The sequence below is a fragment of the Actinomycetota bacterium genome, assembly GCA_040757835.1.
Taxonomy (GTDB): domain Bacteria; phylum Actinomycetota; class Geothermincolia; order Geothermincolales; family RBG-13-55-18; genus SURF-21.
Window position 1 is genome coordinate 53,729 of the sequence record JBFLWJ010000002.1, and the last position, 26,429, is coordinate 80,157.

Sequence of the window (26,429 nt, forward strand, 5' to 3'; positions counted from 1 at the left end):
TGTTGCCGATCAGACCTCGAGTAGCCCCACGACCTCTTCCCAGATGCGCACGGCCAGCTCCGCCTTGGGCATGAGGTCCAACTCCGCTACCCTTCCATCGGTAAAAAGCAGCACCGCCTGGTTGGTGTCGGAATCAAACCCGGAACCGCGCGCCGTGACGTCGTTTGCCACCAGCATGTCGGCCTTCTTGGCCCGCATCTTCTCCCGCGCATGCTCCATCAGGTCCCCTGTCTCGGCGGCAAACCCCACCAGGACCTGACCCGGTGCCTTCACCTCGCCCAGATGCATCAGTATATCCCGTGTCGGCTCAAGCTCGATCACGAGACCGTCGCGTCCCTCTTTCTTTATCTTCTCGGCACTGCGTCTTGCCGGAGTGAAATCAGCCACGGCGGCCGCCATGACCACCACGTCGCACTCCGGAGCGAGAGCGGTCACTTCGTCCCACATCTCATCGGCGGTCTCTACCGTTATCACTTTCACGCCGCGCGGAGGGGCGAGTTGTGAAGGCGCGCTCACCAGGACCACATCCGCTCCCATGCGCCGGGCCGTCTCCGCCAGCGCATATCCCATCTTGCCGCTGGAGCGGTTCCCAACGAAACGCACGGGATCGATGGGTTCCCTGGTCCCTCCCGCCGTTACCAGTACCTGCCTGCCCTCAAGGCTTTTCTTCACCCCCATAATCTGCAGGGCAGCCTCGACGATGATGGCGGGCTCCGACATCCTGCCCTCTCCCTCCTCTCCGCAAGCGAGTGCTCCGCTCTCCGGTCCCACCGTTCTCACGCCGCGGCGGCGCAGCACCTGGAGGTTGTCCTTCGTGGCGGGATGTTTCCACATCTCTACGTTCATCGCCGGGGCCACCAGTACCGGAGAGCGCGTGGCGAGGAGGGTTGTGGAGAGGAGGTCATCGGCGAGGCCGTGGGCCATCCTCGCGAGCAGGTTAGCCGTCGCCGGTGCCACCACCACGAGATCGGCATTCCTGGCCAGCGTGATGTGCTGCATCGGCGGCCATGTATCCTCGAACATGCCCACGGCCACCGGGTTGCCGGTGACCGACCTGAAGGTCGCCGGTCCCACGAGCCTGGTGGCATGTTCGGTCATGATCACCCTGACGTCGAATCCGAGTGCGGTGAACCGGCGTGCGACATCGACCGCCTTGTAGGCGGCTATCCCGCCTGAAACACCAAGTACTATACAGTTCATCTGGAAGGATATCGCGGGCCCCTAACGTTCATTTCTACCGTCTTCGGGGTGTTCGAACTCCAGCTTGTCGGCGGCTATCTCCTCGAGGGCCAGGGTCAGCGACTTATTCGACGCCGACCTTATCTGTGGCCCGGCATCGTGCCCCAGACCTTCTCCCAGGTGACGGAAGTAGTTGTTGATCTGGCGCGCTCGCTTCGCGGCGGTTATGGTCAAACCAAACCTGGAGTTATCGATCCAAAGCAAGAGATCATCGATCCTGGTCTTCATCAACACGCGACTGAAACCTCCCGTCTTCCTTCAATCTTTTCTCTGCAGCGGACTTTCCTTTTCATATATAGCACAAAAATCCTCCACAGCGCGATAGAGCTGGTCATTTACCACCACGTACCGGTAATCGCCCTTCTCCCTGCTCTCCATGGAGGCATTGCGCAAACGTCTCCGCAGTTCCGCCTCGTCTTCCGTGCCGCGTTTTCGCAACCTCTCCTCGAGCACCTGGGCGGAGGGGGGAGCAACGAATATGGCGACCGCGTCCGGCACCTTCTCTCTCACTTGCCTGGCGCCCTGGACATCGATCTCCAGGACGACGTCCCTTCCGGCGTCCAACATGTCCAAAACCCCGCTCCTTGGGGTGCCGTACAGCTTGCCGTGGACCTCCGCCCACTCAAGGAAGTCGCCCGCTGCCGCCATCTCCCTGAAAGCGTCCTCGGTCAGGAAGAAGTACTGTACGCCGTCCACCTCTCCCTCCCGGGGCTTCCTGGTGGTGGCGGACACCGACAACCAGGCAGTGGGATAACGTTGCAGTAATGCGGCGATGAGCGTGCCTTTCCCCGCGCCGGATGGGCCGGCGACGACAAAAAGACGTCCCTGGGGCATTATTCCACCTGCAGGTTATTCCTGTTACGCCAGCGGGATCTCGTCAGCGCCGGGGATGACCGCCCGATCAGGCGAACTTATCCTTGAGGGCCGCTACCTGCTTCGGTCCCAGGCCTTTCACCCGACGAGAGGTAGAGATGCCGATCTCCTCCATGATCTTTGCCGCCCGCAGCTTTCCGACACCCGGCACTGACTCGATCACAGACTTCACGGTCATCTTGCCATATATCTCATCGTCCGCCTTCTTCAAGATGTCGCTTACCTTCAGTTGGCCCGCCTTGAGCTTTTTCTTGATCTCTGCCCTTTCCTTCCTTACCTTTGCCGCTTTCTCCAAGGCTGCCTTGCGCTGTTCTGCTGTCAATTCCGGGAGCTTTTGTTTGGCCATTATATCCCTCCTCGAGTCAAAGCCTTCCCTACAGCAACAATCGAACCTAGTATAAACCTCCTTTTACCTGCATACAAGCGATATTCAAACCTTTTAGCAGGTGCTCCGCGTCACCGCAGCACATCACCCGAGCCTTCTGCTGCCAGGAGTTTCCAGTTCAATCCCCTTCCGGCATAGCGGACATCCGTCCGCCGTCCAGGTCGCGGCCTCCAGTCTCAGTAGTGCCTTGCAGGTCACGTCGAAACCGCCGCCTTCACCCCTTGCTATCAGGGCTCCCACCCCGACGACACTGCCTCCCGCCGCCTTCACCACCTCCATTAGTTCCCGCACCGAGCCTCCGGTGGTGATTACGTCCTCGACGATCAGTGCCCTTTCTCCCGCCTTTATGGCCTGCCCGCGCCGCAGCGCAAGCCTCCCTTCCACCCTCTCCCCGAAGAGCATGCGCTTCCTCATAGCCATGGCGACGAGGTAGCCGATGATTATGCCTCCCAGTGCCGGGCTGACCACCACGTCGATGTCCTCCGCACTGAAGTCCTTGGCTATCTCCCCCGCCAGGCTCTCCGCGAGCTGCGGGTGCTGCAGGACCCTGGCGCATTGCACGTAGGTATCGCTATGCAGCCCGGAGGTGAGGAGGAAGTGGCCCTTTCGCAGCGCCTCCTCTCCCTCCAGGATTTCCATTACCTCCCACTGGTTCATCGCGTCTCACCCCTTCCTCACGACGGTTCCGGCTGCGACTTTGCCACAGCGGACATCACGTCCCGGTGCCGGAAATCCCGTCAAATATCCGCGCCTGTTCAAGCGCCCTGGATCCCCGCCTCCCGCCTCAGCTCGCGTAACGCCTTCACCGGGTCTTGCCGCGCGGTCACCGGCCTTCCTACCACCAGGAAGTCAGCACCCGACGCCAGGGCACCCCCCGCCGACGCGGTGCGCGCCTGGTCCTGGGCGTCTTCATCCCTCGCCCGGATACCTGGGGTCACGATAACCGCCCCCTGTCCCAGGTCCTCCCGCAGCCGCAAGGCCTCGCGAGGCGAGGCCACCACTCCGTCGAGCCCGCTTTCCACCGCCAGCCTGGCCAGGGAAGACACGGCGTGTCCGATACCGTTCTCCCAGCCTATCTCCGCCGCTCCCGCTTCGTCCAGGCTGGTGAGCACGGTCACCCCAAGGAGCAGCGGCCGCGCGGTGCCCGCGGCTGGCGCTTCCTCCCCCGCCGCCCTCACCGCGGCCTCCAGCATCGCCCTGCCTCCGCTGCAGTGGATGGTGATCATGGAGGCGCCCTTGCGCACGAGGGCCCGGACCGCTCCCCCTACCGTGTTCGGTATATCGTGCAGCTTGAGGTCAGCGAAAACACGAAAACCCATCTCGCGCAGGGTAATGATGATATCGGGACCCGTGACCGTGTAGGCCTCCAGCCCGATCTTCACCGTTTCCACCTCCCCGCGCAACACCGTCGCCATGCGCAGCAGCGCTTCTGTCTCCGCGATATCCAGCGCGACGATAAAGGGGTCGTTCTTTCTTTTCATATCACCCTGCCTCCCGGCGCGCCATGTCCACCAGTTGCGAGGCCGTGGCCAACCCTCTACGCCCGAGATAGTCAGCCATGCCGGCGATTATGTCCAGGGTTCCCGCGGGAGCGGTGAAGTTGAGCGTGCCCACGGCTACGGCATCAGCGCCCACCATCATCATCTCCACTGCGTCCCGCCATGTCCATATGCCCCCCATGCCGATGATGGGCAGGTCCACGGCATCCGCCACCTCCCACACCGCCAGCACAGCGATGGGGTGGATGGCCGGTCCCGAGAGTCCCCCGGTCAAGTTCGCGAGCCGGGGGCGGGCGGTCTCGATATCCACGGCCATGGCCGGTACGGTGTTGATCAGGCTCAGCCCGTCCGCTCCCGCCGCGGCCAGTGTCCTGGCCATGGCAGCCAGATCGCCACAGCGCGGGGTTAGTTTGACGTATACCGGGATGTCTGTGACTCCCTTGACCCTCTCGACCAGAGAGGATGCCTCCAGGGGATCGGCCGAGAAATGGATGCCGCCCCTCTTGACATTGGGGCACGAGATATTGAGCTCGATGGCATCCGCCATGCCGCTTCCCGAGATCTCCCTGGCCAGCTCGACGTACTCCCCGGATGAGAAGCCGGCCACGTTAACCCATACCGGCAGGTCCAGCCCGGAGAGCCACGGCAGCTCCTCGGCCAGGAAATGCTCGAGGCCCTTGTTCTCCAAGCCGATGGAGTTGAGCATGCCGCAAGGGGTCTCCCAAAGGCGCGGCGGAGGGTTTCCCGGGCATGGTTCCAGGGTCACCGACTTGGTCGTCAATCCCCCCAGCTTCTCGATGTCCAGCCATTCTGCATATTCCCTGCCGTTACCGAAGGTCCCCGAGGAGACCAGGACGGGGTTCTTGAGGCGGATCCCGGTGATCTCGATCCCGAGCTCTACTCCTGCAGCCGCTTCCAATCCAGCTCCCTTCCCTCGAAAACAGGGCCGTCCCTGCACGCGGCCAAGTAGCCGCCGTCCGGGTCCACAGACGGCACCGCGCACCCCCGGCATGCTCCGATACCGCATGCCATACGTTCTTCAACGCATACCTGCAGCCTGTCCAGGATATCGCCGGTGCAGCGCGCTGCCAGGGCCGCCAGCATGGCCATCGGGCCGCAGCCGTAAAGGCTTCCCGCGTCCGTGATGTCGTCTGGAGAAAGGATGTCGAGTACCCTGCCCCCGGTACCGGCATCTCCGGCCATGGTGGCCAGGCGCAGGTCGTACTCTTTGCTCAGCTCACCTGCGAGGCCGCCATAGTCCGCCTCTCGCTCGATCCCCCAGAACAGTGTGGCCTCATGTCCACGCTCTTTGAGGCGTGACGCCAGAAACGCCAGCGGTGCCAGTCCGGTCCCCCCCGCCACCATGACATGGCCTCCTCCGGTTCCCGCGGCGAAGCCCCTACCCAGCGGACCCATGATATCCAGGGTCTGCCCCACTTCGGCCTCGCACAACCAGGCGGAACCGGCACCGACGTCCCTGACCAGTATGGAAGCACGCTTTTCCCGCGATCCGCTCAAGCTGTAAGGACGGCGCAGGACCAGTCCCCATCTCTCGCAGCGCACGTGGACGAACTGGCCGGGGTCGCCCCCAAGCGGCACCTCCGCCTCGAACTCCAGCTCGACGACTTTTCCGAAACGTCTCTTCGCTACGATCTCGACCCTGCGGGCCTCCCGCAATCTCATGCACCCCCCACCGCATGCCCGGACGCGGCATAGGCGGTCAGCGGTCTTATGTCCCAAGCAGGGGGATCCGCCTGGCGCATCCCCCTTGCCAACGCGAGGGCTACCTCCATGTTGGTGATACAGGGTATGCCGTGTCGGACGGAGGCCGCCCGGATGTAGAAGCCGTCCGAATGGGGGTGTTTTCCCCTCGGCACGTTGATCACCATTCCCACCTGTCCGTTCCTGATCAGATCCAGGACGTTCGGACGACCTTCGCGCAGCTTGTTCACCGTCTCCACCTTGATGCCCGCAGCCTCCAGCGCATGCGCGGTGCCCCGGGTCGCCATGAGGACATGGCCGGACCCCTGCAGCTCCCTCGCCAGCATGAGGGCGCGTCTCTTTTCGCGGTTGGCCACGCTCAGGAACACCCTGCTCCCCGGACGGGGGCGCATTCCCTGGCTCCACAAGGCTTTGGCCAGAGCGATGCCGGGATCCCCGGCCACGCCCATGACCGAACCCGTGGAGCGCCGCTGGGGAGACGGCAGGATATCGGAATCCGCTATCAGCCCGAAGGGTATGAGCGGCGCCCTTACCGCGCTGATACTCTCGTTGGCCACGAAACCCTCCGGCTTCATACCGACCAGTGCCCTCATTCCCATGGCAGCCAGCGGCAGCGACGCGGCGCGACAGAGGAAAGGCAGGTTTGCCGAGGCCCCGGGGGAGATGCTCCAGATGTCGATGTCCCCGTTGCTTATACGGATGCGCATGGAGAGGTTCCCCCTCCAGCCCAGAACGTCCATGGCCTGCCTGGCCAGTTCCAGGGCCCGGCCCGACTGTTCCGAGGTGAGATAACGGGGAGGGTACACGGCCAGGCCGTCCGTTGAGAAGACCCCCGCCGCATCGAGCTGTTCCCATAGCAGGACGGTGTGTCCTGCATCCGATGCCACCGCCTCTACCTGCACCTCCTGCGTCTCCTCGCGCAAGCGACGCCACAGGACGCTCTTGCCGGCGTGATCTCGCAGGAACGCCCTGCCGTCCTCAACGCCGTATATCATCCTTTGAATGGATTTCGCACCCTCCTCCTCGACCGTCGCCAGCATGGGATAATCCGCTCCCTGCAGCAGCGCCTCTCCCTCATCCCTGGTCTCGCTGAGCGCGTATTCTACGACACGCAGGCCGGCCCGCCGCGCCTTCTCCAACGCGCTGGAAACGGTCTTTCGGCCCTCGAGGTCTTGCGCGCCCAGCAGCCCAAGCCCCGCCGCGGCAAGGCCGGGCGCACAACTCAGAGCTGCCCGTCCACCGAAGTGCACGCTTACTACTCCCGTGCTCATCGCCTCTGCCGCTTGTGCGATCTCTTCCGCGGTCAGCTGACCCAGGATGACGGCATCCGCATGGGATGCCGCGTAGAGGGCGAAACCTGGGTCCGGCGTATAAAGGACCGCTCCGCCTCCCTCCCGCTTCCATTCTCCCAGGGCATACAGGCAGTTCACGTTGGCCTCGTATCCTCCGGAAGGGCCACGGTTGTCGCCACCCACCAGCATGATCCCGCGCTTGAGGGCCGTCTCCGCTGACCGCGACATGCAGAACCATTCCGGCTCACCCTGGCGTGTAGGGGTTTCCGTGCCCGTCTCCGCCCCCGGCTCGCCCGCCCTGGAGAGCCGCCGCCCCATGGAGCGGCTGGCCAGAGAGATATAGCCCTCTCCACCCGCCTCGTCCTGGAAAAAGGGGTTGGGCTTTGCCATCACGGCCGTGACCGGGCGCCGGCCTTCCGCATCGCTGAATTCCCTCGCCAGTCCCTTGCCCATCAACAGGTTCACGTGAGCGCCTACAAGATCGATCCCCTTCGCCGTTTCCAGCAGGGGGACCGTACGCCATGGCCTAGGGTTCACGTCGATTACGTAGAGGGATTCCCATCCCGGCGCCGCCGCGAGTTTAACCTCTATGACTCCTTGAAGGCCCAGTGACTCCACGGTCTTTCGGGCCAGCTCCCTTACCGCATACTCACCGTCCCGCCCGCACCTCCGTGATGGATATACCAGCACCGCGTCCTCATCATGCACCGGAAGCGGCTCCTGCTGCTCGATCACCCCCGCGACACTGGTCAGGCCGTCAAGGTCCCTTAGCACGATGGCGATGTACTTCCGCCATCCAACCAGGGCCTCTTCCACCAGCACCTCACCGGTGAGGCTCTCCCGCATCGCTTCCTCCAGCATGGCCGGATAGTCCTCCAGGTTGTACACCAGGCCCGCGCCGCACCCCCCGCACGAGAAATGCGCCCTCACCACCAGCGGAAACCCCAACCTCTCCACGGCGACCTGGCCCTCGCTCAGGCCGCCCACGGCATGGAAGGCGGGGTTGGGGATGCCCGCCTGTTCCAGCGCCTCCCGCAGCAATGACCGGTCGCCGCACAGCCAGAGGGTACGGTCGTCCATGTCCGGCACCGCGATGCCGGCTTCCTCGTACCATCCCTCCCCCGCCAGGCGCATGGCCAGCTGCCAGCTCCTCCTCCCACCAAACCCGAACCAGATGGATCCCACCTCCAGGCTGGATACGATCCTCTGCACGACCTCCACTGCAGCGGGCTCCACGAACAGGTCTTCCTCGCCTCCGCCGACGTCCATGAGGGTGGCGGGATTGTCCTCCAGGACAAGTACCCGCTTTCCGAGACGGCGCAGGATGGCACACCCCCTCGCCGCCATATACTGGAAAGCAGGGCCCTGGGGAAGGGTCACGGGACCGGGCCCGATGACCAGCGCGCAACCGTCATGTGTCATCTCATGCACTCCCGGTATTTGGAGCCCTATAGGCTATCTTGCCGTTCTTCAACGTGCAGTGTATCCTGCCCTTCACCACCCTGCCGTGGAACGGGCAGTTACGCCCCTTTGAGGCAAACTCCCTGGCATCAAGCGTCCACGTGCCATCGACGTCCAGCAGCACCAGATCTGCCCGCGCTCCAACGATGATCCCCATGCCGTAATCGGTCGCGGGAACGCCCAGCACCCTCGCGGGACCACTGGTCAGGAGTTCGATTAGGCGCGTAAGGTCGAGCGCCCCTGTCAAGACCAGCTCGCTGTAGAGCATGGGGAAGACGCTCTCCATCCCCACCACGCCGAAGGGCGCATAGTCGAACTCACGCTCCTTATCCTCGAGGGTGTGCGGCGCGTGATCGCTGGCCACGGCATCTATTATGCCGTCGCCGGTTGCCTTGCGCAGCGCCTGCATGTCTGCCGGTGTGCGCAGTGGCGGGTTTACCTTGAACACGGTATCGTAACCGTCTATATCCCTATCGCTCATGAGCAGGTGGTGTGGCGTGGCCTCGGCGGTCACCGGGACCCCCCTCTTCTTCGCGTCCCTGAGCATGCGCACCGAGCGCGCCGTGCTCAGGTGAGCCAGGTGCAGGCGGCACCCCGTCTCCTCGGCGAGCAGAAGATCGCGCGCCACCATGACCTCCTCCGCCAGGGCCGGAATCCCCCTCAGGCCCATGGCGGTGGACACCGCTCCCTCGTTCACCTGGCCCCCGAGGGACAGGGCTGCGTCCTCGGCATGGGAGATGATAAGGGCGCCGAAGGCCGTCACGTACTCCATGGCCCTGCGCATGAGCCCGGCATCCTGCACCCCGCTCCCATCGTCCGAGAAGGCGCATACCCTGGCCGCGCTGAGGTGCATGAGGGCCATCTCTGCGAGCTCGCGCCCTTCTCTACCCCTGGATATGCAGCCCACGGGGAAGAGGTCCGCCAGTCCCAGTTCCCTGGCCCTGGCTGCGACCGCCTCCGCGATGGCGGCGTTGTCCAGCGGCGGCTCGGTATTGGGCATGCAGCATACGGCCGTGTATCCCCCATGCAGGGCCGCCTCCAGGCCGCTCTGCAATGTCTCCGCGTCCTCGCGCCCCGGTTCGCGCAGGTGAGCGTGGACCTCGAGGAAGCCAGGCGCCAGCACCTTCCCCCGCGCATCCAGCACCTCCCTGCCCTCCTTTTCCAGGGTCTTGCCCACCGCGGCGATGCGCCCGCGAGAGACGGCAACGTCCATCACCCCGTCCAGCCGGTTGAAGGGGTCGATGAGCCTTGCGCCCTCTATCAGCAGTTCAGGCAACCCTCTCACCCCCCTCGGCGCCGCCCAGTAGCGTGAAGAGCACCGCCATCCGCACCGCGACACCCGACGCCACCTGCGCGGTTATTGCCGCCATGGGGGCATCGGCGACCTCGGAAGCGATCTCTACGCCCCGGTTCATAGGGCCAGGGTGCATAACCACCACGCCGGGCCTGGCCTTGCCCAGGCGGCGCGGGTTCAGCTGATAGAGGTGCGTGTATTCCTCGAGGGAGGGGAACCTCCCCTCCTCCTGTCTCTCCTTCTGTATGCGCAGCATGTAGAGGGCATCGCAGCGCGGGATGACGGCATCGAGATCATGTCCAGTCTCCACCCCCTCGAGCTCGGCCGGGGGGAGCAGCGTGGGCGGCGCTACCACGAGCACCTCCATGCCCATGGCCCTGCAGGCCTTTATACCGGAACGGGCCACACGCGAATGGAGTATGTCACCGACGTAGGCAATAGTGCGGCCCTCCAGGTCTCCCAGCCTGTCACAGAGGGTGAACAGGTCAAGGAGGGCTTGTGTGGGATGGGCGTGCATACCGTCCCCGGCATTGAGGATGGCGGCCTCCAGCCACTGGCGCAACAGCCACGGCGCTCCCGCCACCGGGTGCCTTATGACCACGGCGTCGACCCCCATGGCCTCCAGCGTGAGGGCAGTATCCTTTAAGCTCTCCCCCTTTTCCACGCTCGACGTGGAGGCGGTGAAGTTCATCACATCGGCACTGAGCCTCTTCGCGGCCACCTCGAAGGACATGCGCGTCCGCGTCGAGGGTTCGTAGAAGAGATTGACCACAGTCTTGCCTCGCAGGGATGGCACTTTCTTTATCGGCCTCCGCAGTACCTCAGCGAAAGAACGCGCGCTCTCCAGTACCCTTTCGATGTCCTCGCGCGTGAGGTCATCCACGTCAAGGAGATGTCTGCTCTCTGCCAATCCCTGCCTCCTTCCCTGTCCGACGGGCGTAAATGAGAAAATCCCGTCTCGCGACGGGATCATCCATCATCGCTTCCGATGAACACGCCGTCCTCGCCGTCCACCTCCTTCAAGGCCACCCTCACCTTCTCCCCGACGGAGGTGGGGATGTTCTTGCCGACGTAGTCGGCCCGGATGGGTAGTTCGCGGTGCCCCCGGTCCACCAGGACCGCCAGCTGGATGGTGGCGGGACGTCCGAAATCGATGATGGCGTCCAGAGCCGCCCTCACGCTGCGTCCGGTATAGAGTACATCGTCGACGATGACCACATGCTTTCCCTCGATATCCCCGGGCAAATGGGTTTCCTTTACCACCGGTTGGCTCATGGTGTGCAGGTCGTCCCGGTACAGGGTCACGTCCAGCCTGCCCACGGGCACTTCGAGCCCCTCTATACGCGAGACGGCCTCGGCTACGCGCAGGGAGAGAGGTACACCACGGGTGCGGATGCCCACGATCACAACGTTGCCGGCGCCCTTGTTGCGCTCAACGATCTCGTGGGAGATGCGCTGGACGGCACGGCGGATGTCCGCCTCCTCCATCACTTTTACCCTTTCCTTGAAAGCCATCCGCCACCTCCAACGTGAAAAAGCCTTCCTGCGACTGGCGCAAGAAGGCTCCGTTCTGCGTTCCATATGTTTCCTTGCCAGCCTCGCAGGACTGAATTAAAGGTCTAAAAGGTCTATAAAAGGATAGCATCCGCTCGGGGTGGGCGCAACATACTAGATATTGTATCAGCCCTGCCGATCGCCCCGGTCATCCTCGGCCGCCCCGGCGATCGCCTCATCCAAGCCCTTCGAGCACCTGTCCCTGACCAGCTTCCCCAACACCCCATTTATGAACTTGCTCGAATCCTCGGTGGAGAAAGTCTTGGCCAGCTCCAGATATTCGTTGATGGTGACGTTGATGGGTATATCCTCGCGATAGAGAAGTTCGGCGAAGCCCAGCCTGAGGAGGTTGCGGTCCACCATGGGCATGCGCTCCAGCGACCAGCGATCGGCAAAGGAGGCGATGAGGCCGTCTATCTCTTCCCGGTGTCCGATGTAAAGACCGACGATCTCCCGGGAAAACCCGGGTATACCCTCGGGAAATGCCAGTCTCTCGGTGCCGAACGACACCAACTCCTCTATCTCCGCTCCGTCGCCGAGCATCATGCGTACGTACTCCAGGGAGATATCCGGTATATCCTGGGGCGGGACGGCCTCCTCATCAATGCCCTCCTGGAGCATGGGTACGAAGCCGGTGATCACCTTCTCCATGTCGTCGCCGGTGAGGTCCATCTGGTAGAGGATGTCGCAGGCCAGCATACGGGCCAGGGTTCTCCTGCCGAACTGCACGGGATCGTTCACCTAGGGAGCGTTCACCCCCACCACGCTCACGTTCACCGCCACCACTTCCCATCCCGTCATGGCCTCGACCGCCCCGGTGACCCTCTCCTGCGCTTCCCTTGCCAGGGCGATGAAATCCTTGCCGTACTCCATGTTCACATCGACATCGATGGCGGCCTTGCCATCCTCCGCCTCCGCCCTTACGCCTTTGATCAGGCTCTTTCTCTTCCTTAGGTCCTCGGGGTGGTCTGTTCGTATTCCGGTACCCGATACCCCATGGACCTCCGCGAGAGCTATACCGGCTATCAGTTCCAGGACGCCGGCGCGAATCCTGTAGGTCTCCGCTTCGAGCATGGCGGTCAACCCACCCTCTCCATGTATTCTCCGCTGCGTGTATCTATCCTGATCCTGTTCCCCACCTCGATGAAGAAGGGGACGTTGACCACCAGGCCGCTCTCCAGGGTGGCCGGCTTGCTGCCCCCGCTGGCGGTGTCGCCCTTGACCCCGGGAGCCGTCTCCACCACCTCCATCTCCAGGAACAGGGGCGCCTCCACCGCCACCGGCTTCCCTTCATAGAGAGACACCTCGACGGTCACCCCGTCGACGAGGTATTTCGCCGTCTCCTCGACCTCCGCCTCCGTCAGGGGCATCTGCTCGAAGGTCTCCAGGTCCATGAAGAAGAAACTCGGGCCGTCCTTATATAGGTACTGCATCCTGCGCTTGTCCAGTATGGCGAGGTCCACCTTCTCCCCCGCCCGGAAGGTCTTCTCGGTCACCGCTCCCGTCTTGAGGTTCTTCAGGCGCGTGCGCACGAAAGCTCCGCCTTTGCCCGGCTTGACGTGCTGAAAGTACACGATGTTGTAAAGGTTGCCGTCCATGTCGATGGTCATGCCGTTTCTGAAGTCCGCTGTCGATATCATGTTCCCGCTCCATTCGATACTAATAGCTGCGTAGATAATTCTAACATACGTTCGTTTTCCGTAACGGGGAGTGGGGTCGGACCTTGAGTTGCCCGGTCTTCAGCATAAGGAATCGGCGCAGGACGGGCAGCTCCGGGCGCTGACCCAACTCCATGGGGAAAAGAACGCTACGTGGGCGGTCGGGTGATGGGAAGCCTGTTCAGATGTAGTCGGATGGGTCCAGACCGCGGGGGAGAGTGGTCAACAGCTCGGGCCCCGTCGCGGTAACGTAGACCATGTCCTCCACGCGCACGCCGCCGATGCCGGGCAGGTAGATGCCGGGCTCGTTGGTGAACACCATGCCCTCTTCGATGATGTCGCGGCTCGCCGGGCTCACGTGTGGACGCTCGTGCACTTCCAGTCCGACCCCGTGCCCCAGACCGTGTCCGAAGGCATCGCCGTATCCGGCTCTCTCGATGACCTCTCTCGCGGCGCCATCTACCTTGCGTGCCTTAACGCCCGGGCGTACCATGTCCAGCGCCCTCTCCTGGGCCTCGAGCACCAGACAGTGGGCCTTCTCCAGCAGTGGCGGGACCTTGCCGAAGGCCACGGTGCGGGTGGTATCGCTGCAGTAACCCCTGAGTTCCACCCCCCAGTCGATCACCGTCACCCCGCGCAGCCTCTTGCGCGAGGGGCCGGCGTGCACCAGGGCGCCCCGGGAACCGGCCGCCACTATGGTATCGAAGGACGGTCTTTCCGACCCCAGCCTTCTGGCGGCGATATCGATGGCCGCGGCGAGGTCGAATTCCGATGATCTCCCATCGACATCACGGAGGGCGGTTAAAAAGGCTCTCTGGGCGATATCTATACATTTCCTTATGGTCTCCAGTTCCGAGCGGCTCTTGGGCGCTCTCAGCAGCCCTAGAGAGCCCTTCAGGGGCAGAAGCGCGGCTATTCCCCGCAGATGCCGACGCAGGGCCATCACCCCGGCATAGGATGCGACATCGCGGTCAAACCCCAGCCGCAGTCCCCGGCGGCGTTGGAGTGTCTTCGCAACGGCCTCTTCCACGCTCGTAGCGTAGATCACCGTCCGCAGTCCCACCACTTCCCGTGCCGACTGCTCGCGGTAGCGGAAATCGGTGAAGAAGTATCCGCCCTGGCGCAGCAGCAGGGCTACCCCGCTGGAACCGGTGAAACCGCAGAGGTGGCGGATGTCCGGCAGGTGGGTCAGCACCATGCCGTCGATACCCTGCGCTCTCAACAGCGCCCGGTACGACCTGCGCCGTGCGGCGTACTCCTCTTTCGTTCCTCCAGCAGTCGCCATCGCGATTGCCCTTTCACGCCCGGCGTCCGGTTCCGGCGCGTAACCGGAGCCCCATGCGGCTGCGTGTCTTGTCGGCAGGCCCCCCCAACTCTACAGGCAAAACACCTGTATCATCAAGCGCCATACCCGCCGGCATGGAGACATCATCTGCTGGTACCGGGAGGTCTTCCTGCCGTTTCTTGTCTAACGTTTGAGGGTCAGGTCTTGGATTTTGGATTCCATTAAATGGTATCCAAAATCCAAGACCTGACCTCATGCATGGGCGCCCGGGATCATTCGCTGGGCAGTTCCTTCCAGTTGGTTATGGTGAGATCGATGGGGAACCCCGCAACGTCGATGTCCGGCGGCTTGTAGGTCACGCTGCAGGTCGCGAAGAGGTTCTCGTTGCTGAACACGTTCACATCCCTCAGCGCCGTCACCTGCAGCCTCTGCTCTGAGAACATCCCCAGGTCTATCCAGGCGTCGTTGCCCGACCAGAAGAAGTAGTCGTTGGTCGAGCCCAGCCCCAGAAAACTCCAGTCGTTGTTGAATACTATGTCCCCGTTCGCGATGACCTGGAACTGGGACCCGGACGCGAACTGCAGGGTGTTATTGGCGGTGAAGGTGCCCTCGCACACCAGGATGCCCTTCATGTTGGGCAGGTTCCAGGCGAAACCGTTCAGGGTCATATTGCCGGTGCAGTAGATAACGGTGACCGAGGAGGACGCATAGGTCCCCAGGTTACCAGAAAGGGTCTTGTCGCCCTCGAAGTAGTTGCCCTGGTCCTTCGCTATGGCCTTGTAATAGTCGAAGTTGGGCTCGGGCACATAGACTTTGTCCACGCCACGACTGTTTACCTGGTTGCCCTTGACGATGGTATCCCACGGTCCGTCTTTCCTCTCGACCAGCGAAGTCCTGTACATGTCCCACTTGTAGCTGGAGGTCGCGGCCGCATAGATAATCCCTTGAGCGAGAAGCCACCCATCGGTGTGCAGGTTGATAGTTCCCGTGCTCGAGGCGTCCAGCGCATCCCCGGCCCTCATCTCGCCGAAGAGGTTGGTCCGCACGCTCAGGAGCGTTGGCGCCACATCGACGTTTATGGACCTCTTGCCCTCGATACTGCCATTGATGGTCAGCCCGTCCCCCAGGCTGATGACCGGGTGGCAGCTGATGTTCACGTCCTCCTCGGCGCGCATGTTGCCGTTGATGGTGATGGGCACGCCCACGTTGATGATCTCTCCAACATCGATATTGAGGTCGCGACCCGCGAAGAAGAGGTAATTGCGCATGGCATCGAAGGCCTGGTCTCCCGAGTAGTATATGTTCTCCTGCAACTTGCGCCGGTAGGTGGTGCCGCCATCGACATAGCTCCCCTCCGATACCACCACGTAGTCAGTGGTCGAACCGCCCACGGGCTGCATGCTCACGGAGTAGTCCCCTCCGAGCACCGACCCGCTCGCGGTGACCGGTGTCCTTACCTCGTTGTTGACTATCTTGGCGTGCGCGACGTAAAGGCCGGACTCAGCGACCTGGAAGGCGCGGTCTTCAGGCCGCATGTTCGCCATGCCCTTGAGGGATGAGACCATGAGAAGCAGGCTCGCCGCGCCCAGCACCGAGAGCATGAGCAGGGCGATGAGCACCACGATGAGGGCGAAACCCTGCTCCTTCGGAACGGAGGTCTCTTTGGAGCCCTTTGCGAAGATCTTTGTCACTCTCATCTTAAACACCTCTTGAAGGCTTCCTCTACTGGAGCTTGTTTCTCAAGGTCACGCTGGTGTTATAGCTCCTGCCGACGGTATTACCAGCGGAGTTGATGGTCATGGTCAGCCCTATGTCCACGCGGTAGACGTCCATGTAGTGGGCGGCCCAGTCGGCGTCGGCGATCGGTTCCGCCTGCTTGGTGCTCGGGTTGTACCAGTAATAAGTGAAGGTGACCGTATCGACATCTGCGATCCAGTTCGACATGGAGTCGGCGGTGGGACCTTTTCGCAGGTATCCTCCGGAGACGTCGAAGCGCACCGTCTGCGTCGTGCCGTCACCGTCCACGTCCCCGGAGAAGACGATCAGGCTGGAGGTGCTCGCAGCGTCCATGGAGGTCGCCACCCTGATCTGCCTGACCATGGTGCTCAAGGCCTCGTTCGCCCCCTCGGAGATCTTCACCAGGTTGAAGGAGGCGGTCGAGCTCTTCACCCCCGAGGTGATCATGCCCCCCACCCCGATGAGGAAGATGACCATGATCCCGATGAAGACCATGAGCTCAACGAGGGTGAAGCCCTCTTCGGCCCGCGCCTTTCCGAACAACTTGCTAATCATCATCCACTACCCTCATCCTTCGGTTTAATAGGTCAAGGAGAGTCTCCAACGCGTGGGGTAGCTGTCTATGCTGGCATCGCCCACGCGCTGCACCGAAATGCCGCAGTCACCCGTGCTGTTAGTCATACTCCAGGTTGCCGAGGTGATCCTGACGATCTTGTTGTTCCTGTCCGTGGTGCAGTCGTAGTTGCCGGAAAGCGACCAGCTGCCCTTCCAGATCCGCAAGGTCGTTTGGCCGTTGACGGCGAGCGGGAATCCCTTCCCGCGCACGTAAAACCTCGCCGTACGATTGTACCTTGCATATGCCCTGGTTGAAGTGGTCTCATACCTGTAGCTGCCATCCTGCCGCCAGATATACAGCGCCGCCCGGGTATCTCCATAATTGTTGGCGGCGATGATCTTCGCTGGACCGAGAACGACATCGAAGGCGTAGTCCAGCTGCGATGGGCTCCCACCCGAGAAATACAACCTCACGTTCCAGGTATCCGTGTTGTTGCAGTCGATGAGGTTCAGGTTCACCGGGATCGATGTGTTGTTCCCGAGGATACTCTCTCCCGTTACATCGTATTCGACGGTGCCGTTGGTGATGGAGACCCCGGTGGCGACATCCAGGCAAGACCCGGAGATGATCGAGGGCACATCGTAGTAGTTCTCGTAGAAACCGTCGGAGGTCGCGATGAACGAGCTGATGCTGGGAGCGAAGGTGACGATGGAGAAGGGAGCGTCGGCCGTCCACCCCGCCCTGCCGTCATGGCGGTTCCTCACGAAGACCTTGTAGCTGCCGAGGGGCTGCCCGCTCAGGTCGAAAGTGGCTACGATAGTGCTGTGGTCGACCACCGAGAGCACGTTGCCCTGGATGACGGTGCCTGAGGGCGCCTCGGAAACGACATCGCTGCAGAGGTACACGTCCACGTATGGCGGCGCGCCTGACTGGTTGAAGTACTGACCCTCGATGACCAGGGTCCTCGGGTTTCCTATATTCGGGTATCCGCTTCTGTATCTTGGGCTGGTGCCGAAGACATAGATGTCGGTTACTTCCGGGAACACCTCCACTATGGTATATATTTCATCGCTCGGGTCGGACGCTATATGGCCGACGAGGGTCGGCTCATCCGTGTTCACAACCACCATGTGGTATTCGCCCGGCGCTCCCGCCGTCAGATCGAAGGTGGCGGTGATGGTACAGTTCGGACTCAGCGCGTACCCGTATGAACTGGCGGGCACGGAGAGCACGATATTGGTGCCGTTGATCTGGTCGAGGATCTCGCCACTGTCCCCATAGCGGACGAGCCTTGCCGCCGGGGTCTTCACCTGGTTGACGAACGGTCCTCCCACGATCTTTATCGATGCGGCTTCCTGCGAGTTCAATCCCGATTTGCTCATGTCCGCAGCGTTCCCGAAGTCGGAAATCACCGGCTTCGGGTACTGCACGATGAATCCTTGGTAGAGATAGGTGCTCAGGATTGTCTCCTGTTTCACCTTCACCGACCAGTAGCCCACCGCCGCCCGCGGGTACCAGTCGGGCTCTCCCGCCACGTCCGTGCCGGTGTTGTAGAGCTTCATGGTCCCGACCAGGGTGTCCGTGCTCTTGTAGCTGAGGGTGATGGGTATGTCGTTATTCTTGTCCCTGACGATGGATGCGGTGAGGTTCGCCGCGGGATCGGGGTTGAACCCCCATCCCTTGATCTCCAGCTGCACGTCGACGTTGGGGTCCGACCAGTGCGCGGCCGCGTTCTCTTTACGGACCATCCCGTTCTCGTCAAGGTCCTGGATGGAGGCGGGGCCGGTCACGGTGATGCTTGAGATCCCCAGGTTGTAGATGGCCTCGGTGTCAGTGACCACGCTCTCCAGCGTGTACTTCCTCTCCTCGCTTCCGTCCATCCAGTAGGCGTTCACCTGGACCAGGAGCAGGTGTATGGACTCGTTGTCGGCGTCCTTGGGGCGGTCCATGCCCGCGGTCTTGGGGCCCCAGCCTTCCAGCATGGAGGACACGCCGGTGTCGTCGTTAAGGTACGCCAGCTTCACCCCTATACGGTAGTTCTCATAGTCCACGAACTCGCCGTAGCCGTAATACTCGACCTCTGGGATGTCTTCCCAGGACGGAGTATCTGACCCCGGATTAGTGTTCTCAGGATCGCGGACTCCCCAGAAGTGGTCGTCGATATCCACGTCGCCGAAGGTTGCGTTGTAAGGCTCGTAGAAAGGCATGGAGCGGATCTCCTCCACCGCCGCCCGCGCCCCGCTCACGCTGTTCTGGATGTTCTCGAAAGACCGGATGCCGGAATATGAGACGTCGAACATCCGAACGATGGGGATAAGGGCGAACGCCAGTATGAATCCCGCCACGATTATCTCGGCGATGGTGAAACCGCCTTCCTGGTTCAGCTTCCTTCGCAGATACATCCCCTCGCCTCCTTCAACCTTTGAGGCCACCTTTTGAGCACATCATTCGTCCCGCCCTCAGAACCTTGTTACCGTGCCTTCACTGGTTATGGACACGCCCCCCACCAGGCCGCCGCTGGCAAGGTTCAGGGTCACCGTTGCGGAGACCGACCCGCCGCCGCTGTCGGAGCCGGAGACAGCCATGGTGGTGCCGCTGGGCGTGAACATGACGACTATCGCGCTTCCGCTTATTTCCGTACATCCGGTTATCTCCACCTTGTTGCCCAGCTTTATATAGGTATGGCCCGCCGCGGAGTACGACTCCTCGCCGGACACGGACCTGTCGACGGGTGTCATGGTCCAGGTGCCATCCACGTTTTTCACGTTATGCAGGAATTCGTAGGTATTGCCGTTGCTCGCATCGGCGTCTGTATAGAAGATCAGCTGGTAGGAGACGTTCTCCTGCCGTGCGGCCGTCTTCGCGCGGTTCAAAGCCGCTTCGACCTGCCTCTTCGCGGCATTCATGTTGATGGACCTGTTGATATTCCCGGCACTGAGCGTCGCAACCGTGAGGATAATGCCCAGGATGACCACGACGATGGTCAGCTCGAGGAGTGTGAATGCGTCCTCACGGTGCATCGCCGCCGCCAGCCACCGCGTTTTTGAGCGTCTCATCTCCAATATCCCATCCCTTTTCCGCGGATCCCCTGTTTTTCCTGCTAGATAGCTGTTGTTCGCCCTTCGAGCACTCGCGTTTTCTTTAACCCTTCTATCGACAGATTGTAAGCCGGGCCTTTAGAGCCTGCCAAGAAAATTCTCTGTTAACGATGTTACGGAAATGTTACATAGGTCGTTTAACGTGGTATTTTGCCTATTCTGTGACCGGAAAACAGGATCCTGACAACCAATCGCCCGGTCATTTTCGTTGCATACCTTTTAAGAGGGCCAGGAGCGCCATCTCGTACCCGTAACCCTTGAAGCCTGAGATCACGCCTTCCACCACGGGCGACACCACCGAGTTCGAGCGCCACGCCTCCCTGGCATAGATGTTGGTCAAATGCACCTCGATGGTGGGCACGTCAAGGGCCGCCATGGCGTCGCGAAGGGAGTAGCTGTAATGGGTAAGTGCGCCCGGGTTGATGATAAGCCCCTGGACGCGGCCGGGCAGACCCTGCAGGTGGTCGATTATGGCTCCCTCGTGGTTGCTCTGGAAGAACTCGACCTGCAGGCCCAGTTCATCAGCTTTCTCCTCGATGCTCTTCCTTATCTCCTCCCAGGTCGCGTAGCCGTAGATGCCGGGCTCCCGGTTGCCCAGCATATTCAGGTTTGGTCCGTTCACCACCGCTATCAAAGGCATGGATCAGCCCTCCTCAAGGTATCCAGGGTCTCGTCGACCGCCGCCTCCACCGCCCCCATATCCACCGCGTCCGCCAGGAAGGGGGCCTGCAGTCCCTCCAGCAGGACGAACCTTAGTTTCTCGCCCTTCTTCTTGTCGGCCCGCATGGCAGAGATGACGGCTTCACGCTCCGGGGCGATATCCCGTGCTCCGCCGCCAAGGATAGGCAGGAGTACCCGCCGGTGATACGCGCCTAGGCCCTCCCCGCTGAATCCCATGAGCTCAGCGAGGCGTGCCGCCATGAGCATCCCCACCGCCACTGCCTCGCCATGGCGCAGCGTCCCGTAACCGCATGCCGCCTCCAGGGCATGCCCGAAGGTATGGCCGTAATTGAGCATGGCCCTTTCCCCCCTGGTGTCGCGCTCGTCCGCCCCCACAACCCTGGCCTTGTGCCCGGCGCACGCCGCGATGACCTCGGTGATGTCGTCCTGCTCCCCCGGCAGGCCCTTCCAGCCCTCCAGCACCTTCAGCAGCCCCTGATCGTAGAGAAAACCATACTTCGCCACCTCCACCAGGCCACTCCGCAACTCCCTCTCGGGAAGGGTGCGCAGGAACGAGACATCGCTGTACACTCCCAGGGGCTGGTGGAAGGCCCCGACCATGTTCTTGGCCCCAGGCATGTCGACTCCGACTTTCCCCCCGATGGATGAGTCCACCATGGCCATGAGGGTCGTGGGCACCTGCAGGAAGGGCATGCCGCGCATGTAGGTCGCCGCCATGAAGCCGGCAAGGTCTCCGACCACACCTCCCCCGAAGGCGACGAGCAGGTCTTCCCTGTTCACGCCGGTGGCCAGGAGCGCGTTATAGCCGTCCTCGAGGGTCTTCAGGCTCTTGTTCTCCTCGCCCTGTGGAAAGAGGAAATGGCAGGGCCTGACCCTGCCGGCCTCTCCGCCTTGCAGGACGTCACGCAGCCTTCCACCGTACATCTCATATATATCGGGGTGGCTGACCAGCATGATCGTTCGGGGGCGCAGCCGCGCGACATCTTCGGCCAGCACACCTTCGACGACCCCCTGGCCTATGTGGACGGTGTATTCACCCGTGCCCGTCTTTACCTTTATCTCCGCCATCGCTCCGCGATCTCCTCCGCTATCTCCTCCGGGCTGGCATCATCCGCCTCTATGACCTCGTGCGCCGCCGCCGCATATGCATGCGCCCGTTCCCTCATCAGCCTATCCACCCTCTCCTCCAGGTCGCTTCCCTCCAGGAGAGGCCTGCCGTGCTCCTCCCGCAGCCTCTGCAGCGCCGTGCGCCGCGATATCTCCAGGAGAAATACGCGACTGCGCTCTTGGAGCAGTTCCACATTGCCTTTCCGCAGCACCGCGCCGCCGCCGCACGAGATCACCTTCCCGCCCTCCCGTAATACGTCCTCGAGGGCTTTGCTCTCGAGATCCCTGAAACCCTCCTCGCCCACCGCCGCGAAGATATCCGCGACACTCATGCCCGCCCCCGCGCTGATGACCTCGTCCAGCTCCACGAAGCCCATCCCGAGCCTTGCGGCGAGCATCGGCCCCACCGTGCTCTTGCCGCTGCCCATGAAGCCTATGAGGGCGATGTTGCCGGCTCCATCCACCACCGGCACCGGGGACAGTGATTCCTCCGCTGCCATCAGAACCGTGACTGCCTTTCCACCATGGCCTGGTATCTCGTCGCTATCTCCTCCAGGCTGTCGCCCCCCGTCTTCTCCATGATCGCGTCCGCCAGCACGAAGGCCACGCAGGACTCCGCGATCACCGCCGCCGCCGCTACCGCGCATACGTCAGCTCTCTCCACCGCCGCACCAACCACCTCCCTGGTGACTATATCCACGGAACGGAGGGGATTGGCCAGGGTTGGGATGGGCTTCATGGCTGCGCGTATCAGCAGGAGTTCGCCATTACTCATTCCTCCCTCTATGCCTCCACCATGATTGGATGAGCGGTAAAAACCTCTTCCAGGGTCGTAGAGTATCTCGTCCGCCGCCCGCGAACCACGCATACGCGCCAGTTCGAAGCCATCACCGATCTCGACGCCCTTTACCGCCTGGATGCCCATGACCGCGGCCGCCAGGCGTGCGTCCAGGCGCCGGTCCCAGTGCACGTGGCTTCCTAGCCCGGCTGGAAGACCATGCACCACGACCTGGAACAACCCTCCGAGGGAGTCTCCGGATTCGCGGGCTTTGTCTACCTCTCTACGCATTTCACGCGAGGCCTCCGCATCAAGACAACGCATATCGTCGCTGTCGGCCTCCCTCAGATCCTCAATGGAGGGGAAATCCGTGGAGGGCCCGACGCCGACTCCCCCGACCTCAAGCACGTGCGAGTAGACCTCTACGCCCAGCTCCTCCAATAGCCTTTTCGCCACGGACCCGGCGCAGACCCTGCCCACCGTCTCCCGCGCCGACGCTCTCTCCAGGATGTCCCTGATGTCTCGCGTGCCGTATTTCAGGGCCCCCGCGAGGTCGGCATGGCCCGGCCTCGGCGCAGTAACCGCCTCGACCCTCACCTCTCCCTCCACGGCCATTACCTCCCGCCACCCGTCGAACTCGGCGTTCAACACCAGCAGCGTTATTGGGCTTCCCAGGGTACGCCCCGCCCTTATGCCGCTTATCACCTCGACCCGGTCCTGCTCCAGTCCCATACGGGCGCCTCTGCCATAGCCGAGGCGCCTGCGTCCCAGCTCATCTTCTATATATGACGCCGTCAGCGGAAGACCTCCCGGCATTCCCTCGATAATGCATGCAATGCCCTTGCCGTGCGACTCTCCGGCGTCAAGATACCGCAACATCCGCTCATCATCTCCTTAGGCGTCATATAAAGAAAAAGGGGCGGCTTCTCGCCGCCCCCCTCAACCCTCCAACCTTCTAGATCTTCCTCAGCTGGTTCACTTTCAGCTCGTAGGTCTCGTCTCCGCACAGCAGGATAACCGTCTCGTTGTCGACGACCTCCTGCAGCCGGAAGACCTCGGCGAAATCACTTCCAGCCTTCAGCTTATCATAGGCCTGGTCATTTACCTTGATGTCCACGTACCTAATGCCCCTTATCTCGTAGATCGACTGCACCAGTACGACCCTCTGGGGCACGCTGGTCGTCACCGGTAGGCTACCGGTAGGTGTCGAGGTGGCCGGCGCGCCGGTGGTCGGCTGTTCCGCGGCCTCGTAGTCGGGAAACCCCAGCATCTGCCATTCCTTGCTCGACAGGGACCCCTCCGAGTTCCTCAGGTCTCCCACTTCTCCGATGAGCGGGTAGAAGGGGTCGTTGAGCACCCAGACCTCCACGTACGGTATCTCGCCCATCTGCTGGTCCATCTCCTCCATGTGGATCTGGAACTTCTGCTCCACCACCCGGGACGCCAGTCCCTCGGAATCCACGTCAACCTCTGTATCCTCGGGAAGCATGGCCTGGGACAGCATGGTATCGTCGCGGCCCCGCGCCCCCGGCGTTGCCGCCATCACCAGTACGGCCAGGATGACCACGGCCAGCACCATTCCCATGAGCAGGTGGATGCGCTCCCTGGATACATCCCTCGCGGCATCTTCCCCGGCCTTCTTGTCATGCCTACGTATCACCGCTGTCTCCCTGTCTTCCGTCCACCGCTTATCACTCATCATCCTCACCCACCTCTCATCCTAGGAGGGTGCCGTGACCAGGTTCTCGATCCCCTGGGGTGTGGTGAAAAACGCCCTGAAACGCATGGTTATCAGCAGATAGGGCAGACCGTCGTCGCTGGGCAGCACGTCCAGGTAGATAACCTTGAACGACCTGGGTAGCCTCTCGATATGGTTGAAGAACTCCACCAGGTTGAAGTAACGTCCCTGGAATATGGCCTCGCATGTGACGGTATAGAAACTTCCCGAAGAGACGGGCAGTTCCGGGGTGATGGCGAAGAAATCGAGCCCCGACTCCTCCGCCGCGTGGTCCATCTGCTGGATGATGTCCGCGAGCTCCACGTTCTCGGGGATGCGCTCCTTGAGCACGTCGATCTGCCGGGTGAACTGCTCCGGGTCCTTTTCATACTGCCTGAGCTGGTTCAAGCGGTTCTGCTCGAACTGGATGCTCTGCTCCGTCTTGGTGATCTCCTCGTCCACGTCTGAGACCTTGTTCTTCTGGGGAAAGACGATGAGGAAGAGCGCCAGGACCAGGATGATGATGCAGACAAGTGCGCCAACGAGCAACCACAGGCCAGAACTTGCCCTGATCTTCATCACTGCCCACCTCCCGTCTCCCCCGCTGGCGTCGTGGCGGCTGCCTCTTCCGGCCCGCTCTGCCAGATGGCCTGCTCGGGGTTCCACCTGGCGTCTATGATGAAACTGATGCCCCAGTCCGTGTAGTCGGCTTCCTCGGGCGCACCGCTCTCCGGGTTCGTCACGATCCTCGTCTCGCTGATGGACGCCTGGGTAGAGGTCTCTATCCAGAGGTCGGTCCACTCCTCCATGTTGTGGAGCCTTACGAAGAACTCCGCCACCTTGGGATGCCCGCGGAAATAGTAGTAGTACGGGTACGCGTCGAGGAACCCCTTGGCCTTGAAGTCGCTGGCCCGGGGGAGCCACGTCTGGATGCACAGCCATGCCGGCGTCGCATAGCCCTCGATCTGTATCGCCGCCCCCGTGGCCACCGTCTCGCTACCTGCGGGCGCGGCGCCCGCGATGGTCTCCAGGGGCTGGGCGTCGATCAGGAGATGTGTCAGCCAGATCGCGGGGGCCCTAGGGTTTGACGCGGTCGCAAGTCCCTCGGGGACATACATGGCAAGGTCGTTCAGCATCTGGGCCCAGGCTACCCTGCCGGTGTTCGCCTGCATATATAGGTCCTCAAGGGCTTTCAGCTCGCTCTGCTGTTCCTCGTACTTCTGTATGGGCTGCGTCTGCTTCTGCAGGTCAGAAAGCTCCTGCTCCTTCTGGTCTAGGGTGTCCTGTTTTCCGGATTTCTGCGCGCTGAAGAGCAGGAACAGCCCGACGATGATCACCACGGTAATCACGCCCATGAGGATGAACCACGGAGCCAGGCGGGGCCGTTCCGCTTTCTCCCTTATCTCGGGTGGTAAGAGGTTTATCCTGGTCATTCCACGACCTCCCGAAGCGCCAGTCCGACACTGACCGCTACAGACGGCTCGATCTCGGCCAGTTCCTCAGCGGTATATGGGAGCCTTCCCAACTGCAGGTTCTGCAAAGGTTTCCCGATCTCCAGCGGCAATCTCAAGCCTTTCCCCATCTCCTGCATGAGGTTGATGGTAACAGAACCGCTGCCGGTGAGGACCACCTTGCTGAAGGCCCTCTCCTGGGTCTGGGCGATGTAATAATCTATGGACCGCCTGATCTCGCCCACGAAGTTGAATATCTCCTGCTGCAGCACCTTGTCCGCCTCTTCGTTCACCAGCTTGCCGCGCCTCAGTGCGTCGGCTTCCTCCCACTCCATGTCCAGGCGGTTCACGATGGCACGCACGAAATCGTCTCCTCCCCGCAGTAGGAACCTCGCGAAGCGCGGCACGTTGTCCTTGAGGATGGTTATGTTAGTCATTCCCGCCCCCACGTTTATCAGGCAAACGGCCTCGTTTTCCTCGTAGCCGGCCTGCAATACCGCCAGCGGGATTAGCGAGCGCGGGATCGCGAAGGCCTTGAGGTCTATGGCCGCAAGCCCCAACCCCGCCGCCTTGAGCACTTCGATGAAACTCTGGATCATATCCTTGTGGGCGGCCACCAGCAGCACGGTGAGCATGCGCTCCTCGTCGGCGGTCATGAACTCCTCGATGATATCGAAGTCCAGGATGGCATCCTCGATGGGTATGGGTATGAACTCCTGCACCTGGAAGCGGAGGGCGCTGTCCAGTTCATCTTTCTCCATATAAGGCAGCTCTATGGGGCGCACGATCACCCTCTGGTTCGCGATTCCCAGAGTGACCGCCTTCTCCTTGATGCCGGTGATCCCCCACAGCTCCTTCAGGGACTCGGCCAGAGTCACGCCGTCCTCAACCTCTCCATCCCTGATGACCCCGTCGGGGATGTGGACGATGCCCAGGTTCGAAAGAACTGGCTCGCCCCGTCCGACGGACACCTCGGCGACTTTTATGGAATTCGTGCTGATATCCAATCCCAGCGATAATGCGGCTTTTTTCGGACTCATCT

At 62.0% G+C, this 26,429-nt stretch carries 28 protein-coding genes; all 28 read right to left on the bottom strand.

The features are described from left to right. Nucleotides 1–9: 9 nt before the first annotated feature. The 28 genes from coaBC to pilM all read right to left on the bottom strand — a co-directional run bounded on the left by coaBC (nt 10) and on the right by pilM (nt 26,427). Entirely contained in the window at nt 10–1,200 is a 1,191-nt protein-coding gene (coaBC, locus tag AB1384_02510; GenBank protein MEW6553141.1) for a bifunctional phosphopantothenoylcysteine decarboxylase/phosphopantothenate--cysteine ligase CoaBC, read from the bottom strand. A 21-nt stretch (nt 1,201–1,221) separates the two neighbouring features. Next, nucleotides 1,222–1,467 (bottom strand): DNA-directed RNA polymerase subunit omega, encoded by a 246-nt coding sequence (gene rpoZ, locus AB1384_02515; protein MEW6553142.1) that lies wholly within the window; start codon nt 1,465–1,467, stop codon nt 1,222–1,224. A gap of 30 nt (nt 1,468–1,497) precedes the next feature. After that, nucleotides 1,498–2,073, bottom strand: a complete 576-nt coding sequence (gene gmk / locus AB1384_02520) for a guanylate kinase (protein ID MEW6553143.1) — start codon at nt 2,071–2,073, stop codon at nt 1,498–1,500. Between the two features lie 67 nt (nt 2,074–2,140). Beyond that, the gene (gene mihF / locus AB1384_02525; GenBank protein MEW6553144.1) at nt 2,141–2,458 is read right to left on the bottom strand and encodes an integration host factor, actinobacterial type; all 318 of its coding nucleotides are present in this window, start codon (nt 2,456–2,458) and stop codon (nt 2,141–2,143) included. Nucleotides 2,459–2,581: 123 nt separating this feature from the next. Then, nucleotides 2,582–3,154 (bottom strand): orotate phosphoribosyltransferase, encoded by a 573-nt coding sequence (pyrE, locus tag AB1384_02530; GenBank protein ID MEW6553145.1) that lies wholly within the window; start codon nt 3,152–3,154, stop codon nt 2,582–2,584. Between the two features lie 98 nt (nt 3,155–3,252). Continuing rightward, the gene (gene pyrF / locus AB1384_02535; GenBank protein ID MEW6553146.1) at nt 3,253–3,978 is read right to left on the bottom strand and encodes an orotidine-5'-phosphate decarboxylase; all 726 of its coding nucleotides are present in this window, start codon (nt 3,976–3,978) and stop codon (nt 3,253–3,255) included. 1 nt (nt 3,979) lies between these two features. Next, nucleotides 3,980–4,915 carry a dihydroorotate dehydrogenase gene (locus AB1384_02540; GenBank protein ID MEW6553147.1) on the bottom strand — a complete coding sequence of 312 codons (936 nt, stop codon included), beginning with the start codon at nt 4,913–4,915 and terminating at the stop codon, nt 3,980–3,982. Continuing rightward, the gene (locus AB1384_02545) at nt 4,894–5,679 is read right to left on the bottom strand and encodes a hypothetical protein (protein MEW6553148.1); all 786 of its coding nucleotides are present in this window, start codon (nt 5,677–5,679) and stop codon (nt 4,894–4,896) included. The genes AB1384_02540 and AB1384_02545 overlap by 22 nt, the downstream gene beginning before the upstream one ends. Continuing rightward, nucleotides 5,676–8,432 (bottom strand): ATP-grasp domain-containing protein, encoded by a 2,757-nt coding sequence (locus AB1384_02550; protein MEW6553149.1) that lies wholly within the window; start codon nt 8,430–8,432, stop codon nt 5,676–5,678. Before AB1384_02550 ends, AB1384_02545 begins: the two co-directional genes overlap by 4 nt. A gap of 1 nt (nt 8,433) precedes the next feature. Further along, complete coding sequence (locus AB1384_02555; GenBank protein ID MEW6553150.1) at nt 8,434–9,747, bottom strand: dihydroorotase; 1,314 nt, start codon at nt 9,745–9,747, stop codon at nt 8,434–8,436. Then, entirely contained in the window at nt 9,740–10,675 is a 936-nt protein-coding gene (locus tag AB1384_02560; protein ID MEW6553151.1) for an aspartate carbamoyltransferase catalytic subunit, read from the bottom strand. Before AB1384_02560 ends, AB1384_02555 begins: the two co-directional genes overlap by 8 nt. Nucleotides 10,676–10,734: 59 nt before the next feature. Next, entirely contained in the window at nt 10,735–11,280 is a 546-nt protein-coding gene (gene pyrR, locus AB1384_02565; GenBank protein MEW6553152.1) for a bifunctional pyr operon transcriptional regulator/uracil phosphoribosyltransferase PyrR, read from the bottom strand. A gap of 165 nt (nt 11,281–11,445) precedes the next feature. Next, a complete protein-coding gene (gene nusB, locus AB1384_02570) occupies nt 11,446–12,060 on the bottom strand; it encodes a transcription antitermination factor NusB (protein ID MEW6553153.1) in 615 nt (204 codons plus the stop codon). Then, a complete protein-coding gene (locus tag AB1384_02575; GenBank protein MEW6553154.1) occupies nt 12,061–12,393 on the bottom strand; it encodes an Asp23/Gls24 family envelope stress response protein in 333 nt (110 codons plus the stop codon). Between the two features lie 5 nt (nt 12,394–12,398). After that, nucleotides 12,399–12,959 (bottom strand): elongation factor P, encoded by a 561-nt coding sequence (efp, locus tag AB1384_02580; protein MEW6553155.1) that lies wholly within the window; start codon nt 12,957–12,959, stop codon nt 12,399–12,401. 199 nt (nt 12,960–13,158) lie between these two features. Next, nucleotides 13,159–14,262: a Xaa-Pro peptidase family protein gene (locus AB1384_02585; GenBank protein ID MEW6553156.1), complete on the bottom strand. Its 1,104-nt coding sequence runs from the start codon at nt 14,260–14,262 to the stop codon at nt 13,159–13,161. Nucleotides 14,263–14,534: 272 nt separating this feature from the next. Further along, a complete protein-coding gene (locus AB1384_02590; protein MEW6553157.1) occupies nt 14,535–15,959 on the bottom strand; it encodes a PilX N-terminal domain-containing pilus assembly protein in 1,425 nt (474 codons plus the stop codon). Nucleotides 15,960–15,984: 25 nt separating this feature from the next. Then, complete coding sequence (locus tag AB1384_02595) at nt 15,985–16,557, bottom strand: hypothetical protein (GenBank protein MEW6553158.1); 573 nt, start codon at nt 16,555–16,557, stop codon at nt 15,985–15,987. A gap of 21 nt (nt 16,558–16,578) precedes the next feature. Further along, the gene (locus AB1384_02600; GenBank protein ID MEW6553159.1) at nt 16,579–18,957 is read right to left on the bottom strand and encodes a hypothetical protein; all 2,379 of its coding nucleotides are present in this window, start codon (nt 18,955–18,957) and stop codon (nt 16,579–16,581) included. A 57-nt stretch (nt 18,958–19,014) separates the two neighbouring features. Then, complete coding sequence (locus AB1384_02605; GenBank protein ID MEW6553160.1) at nt 19,015–19,611, bottom strand: type II secretion system protein; 597 nt, start codon at nt 19,609–19,611, stop codon at nt 19,015–19,017. 241 nt (nt 19,612–19,852) lie between these two features. Further along, nucleotides 19,853–20,293: a type II 3-dehydroquinate dehydratase gene (gene aroQ / locus AB1384_02610; GenBank protein MEW6553161.1), complete on the bottom strand. Its 441-nt coding sequence runs from the start codon at nt 20,291–20,293 to the stop codon at nt 19,853–19,855. Continuing rightward, on the bottom strand, nt 20,284–21,402 hold the full coding sequence (gene aroB, locus AB1384_02615) for a 3-dehydroquinate synthase (GenBank protein MEW6553162.1): 1,119 nt from the start codon (nt 21,400–21,402) through the stop codon (nt 20,284–20,286). The genes aroQ and aroB overlap by 10 nt, the downstream gene beginning before the upstream one ends. Beyond that, a complete protein-coding gene (locus AB1384_02620) occupies nt 21,390–21,941 on the bottom strand; it encodes a shikimate kinase (protein ID MEW6553163.1) in 552 nt (183 codons plus the stop codon). Before AB1384_02620 ends, aroB begins: the two co-directional genes overlap by 13 nt. Then, the gene (gene aroC / locus AB1384_02625; protein ID MEW6553164.1) at nt 21,941–23,098 is read right to left on the bottom strand and encodes a chorismate synthase; all 1,158 of its coding nucleotides are present in this window, start codon (nt 23,096–23,098) and stop codon (nt 21,941–21,943) included. The genes AB1384_02620 and aroC overlap by 1 nt, the downstream gene beginning before the upstream one ends. A gap of 76 nt (nt 23,099–23,174) precedes the next feature. Then, nucleotides 23,175–23,879, bottom strand: a complete 705-nt coding sequence (locus AB1384_02630) for a hypothetical protein (GenBank protein MEW6553165.1) — start codon at nt 23,877–23,879, stop codon at nt 23,175–23,177. A 60-nt stretch (nt 23,880–23,939) separates the two neighbouring features. Beyond that, nucleotides 23,940–24,515, bottom strand: a complete 576-nt coding sequence (pilO, locus tag AB1384_02635) for a type 4a pilus biogenesis protein PilO (GenBank protein MEW6553166.1) — start codon at nt 24,513–24,515, stop codon at nt 23,940–23,942. Continuing rightward, nucleotides 24,515–25,369, bottom strand: coding sequence for a hypothetical protein (locus AB1384_02640; GenBank protein ID MEW6553167.1), 855 nt, complete (start codon nt 25,367–25,369; stop codon nt 24,515–24,517). The genes pilO and AB1384_02640 overlap by 1 nt, the downstream gene beginning before the upstream one ends. Next, nucleotides 25,366–26,427 carry a type IV pilus assembly protein PilM gene (gene pilM, locus AB1384_02645; protein MEW6553168.1) on the bottom strand — a complete coding sequence of 354 codons (1,062 nt, stop codon included), beginning with the start codon at nt 26,425–26,427 and terminating at the stop codon, nt 25,366–25,368. The genes AB1384_02640 and pilM overlap by 4 nt, the downstream gene beginning before the upstream one ends. Nucleotides 26,428–26,429: the final 2 nt, after the last annotated feature.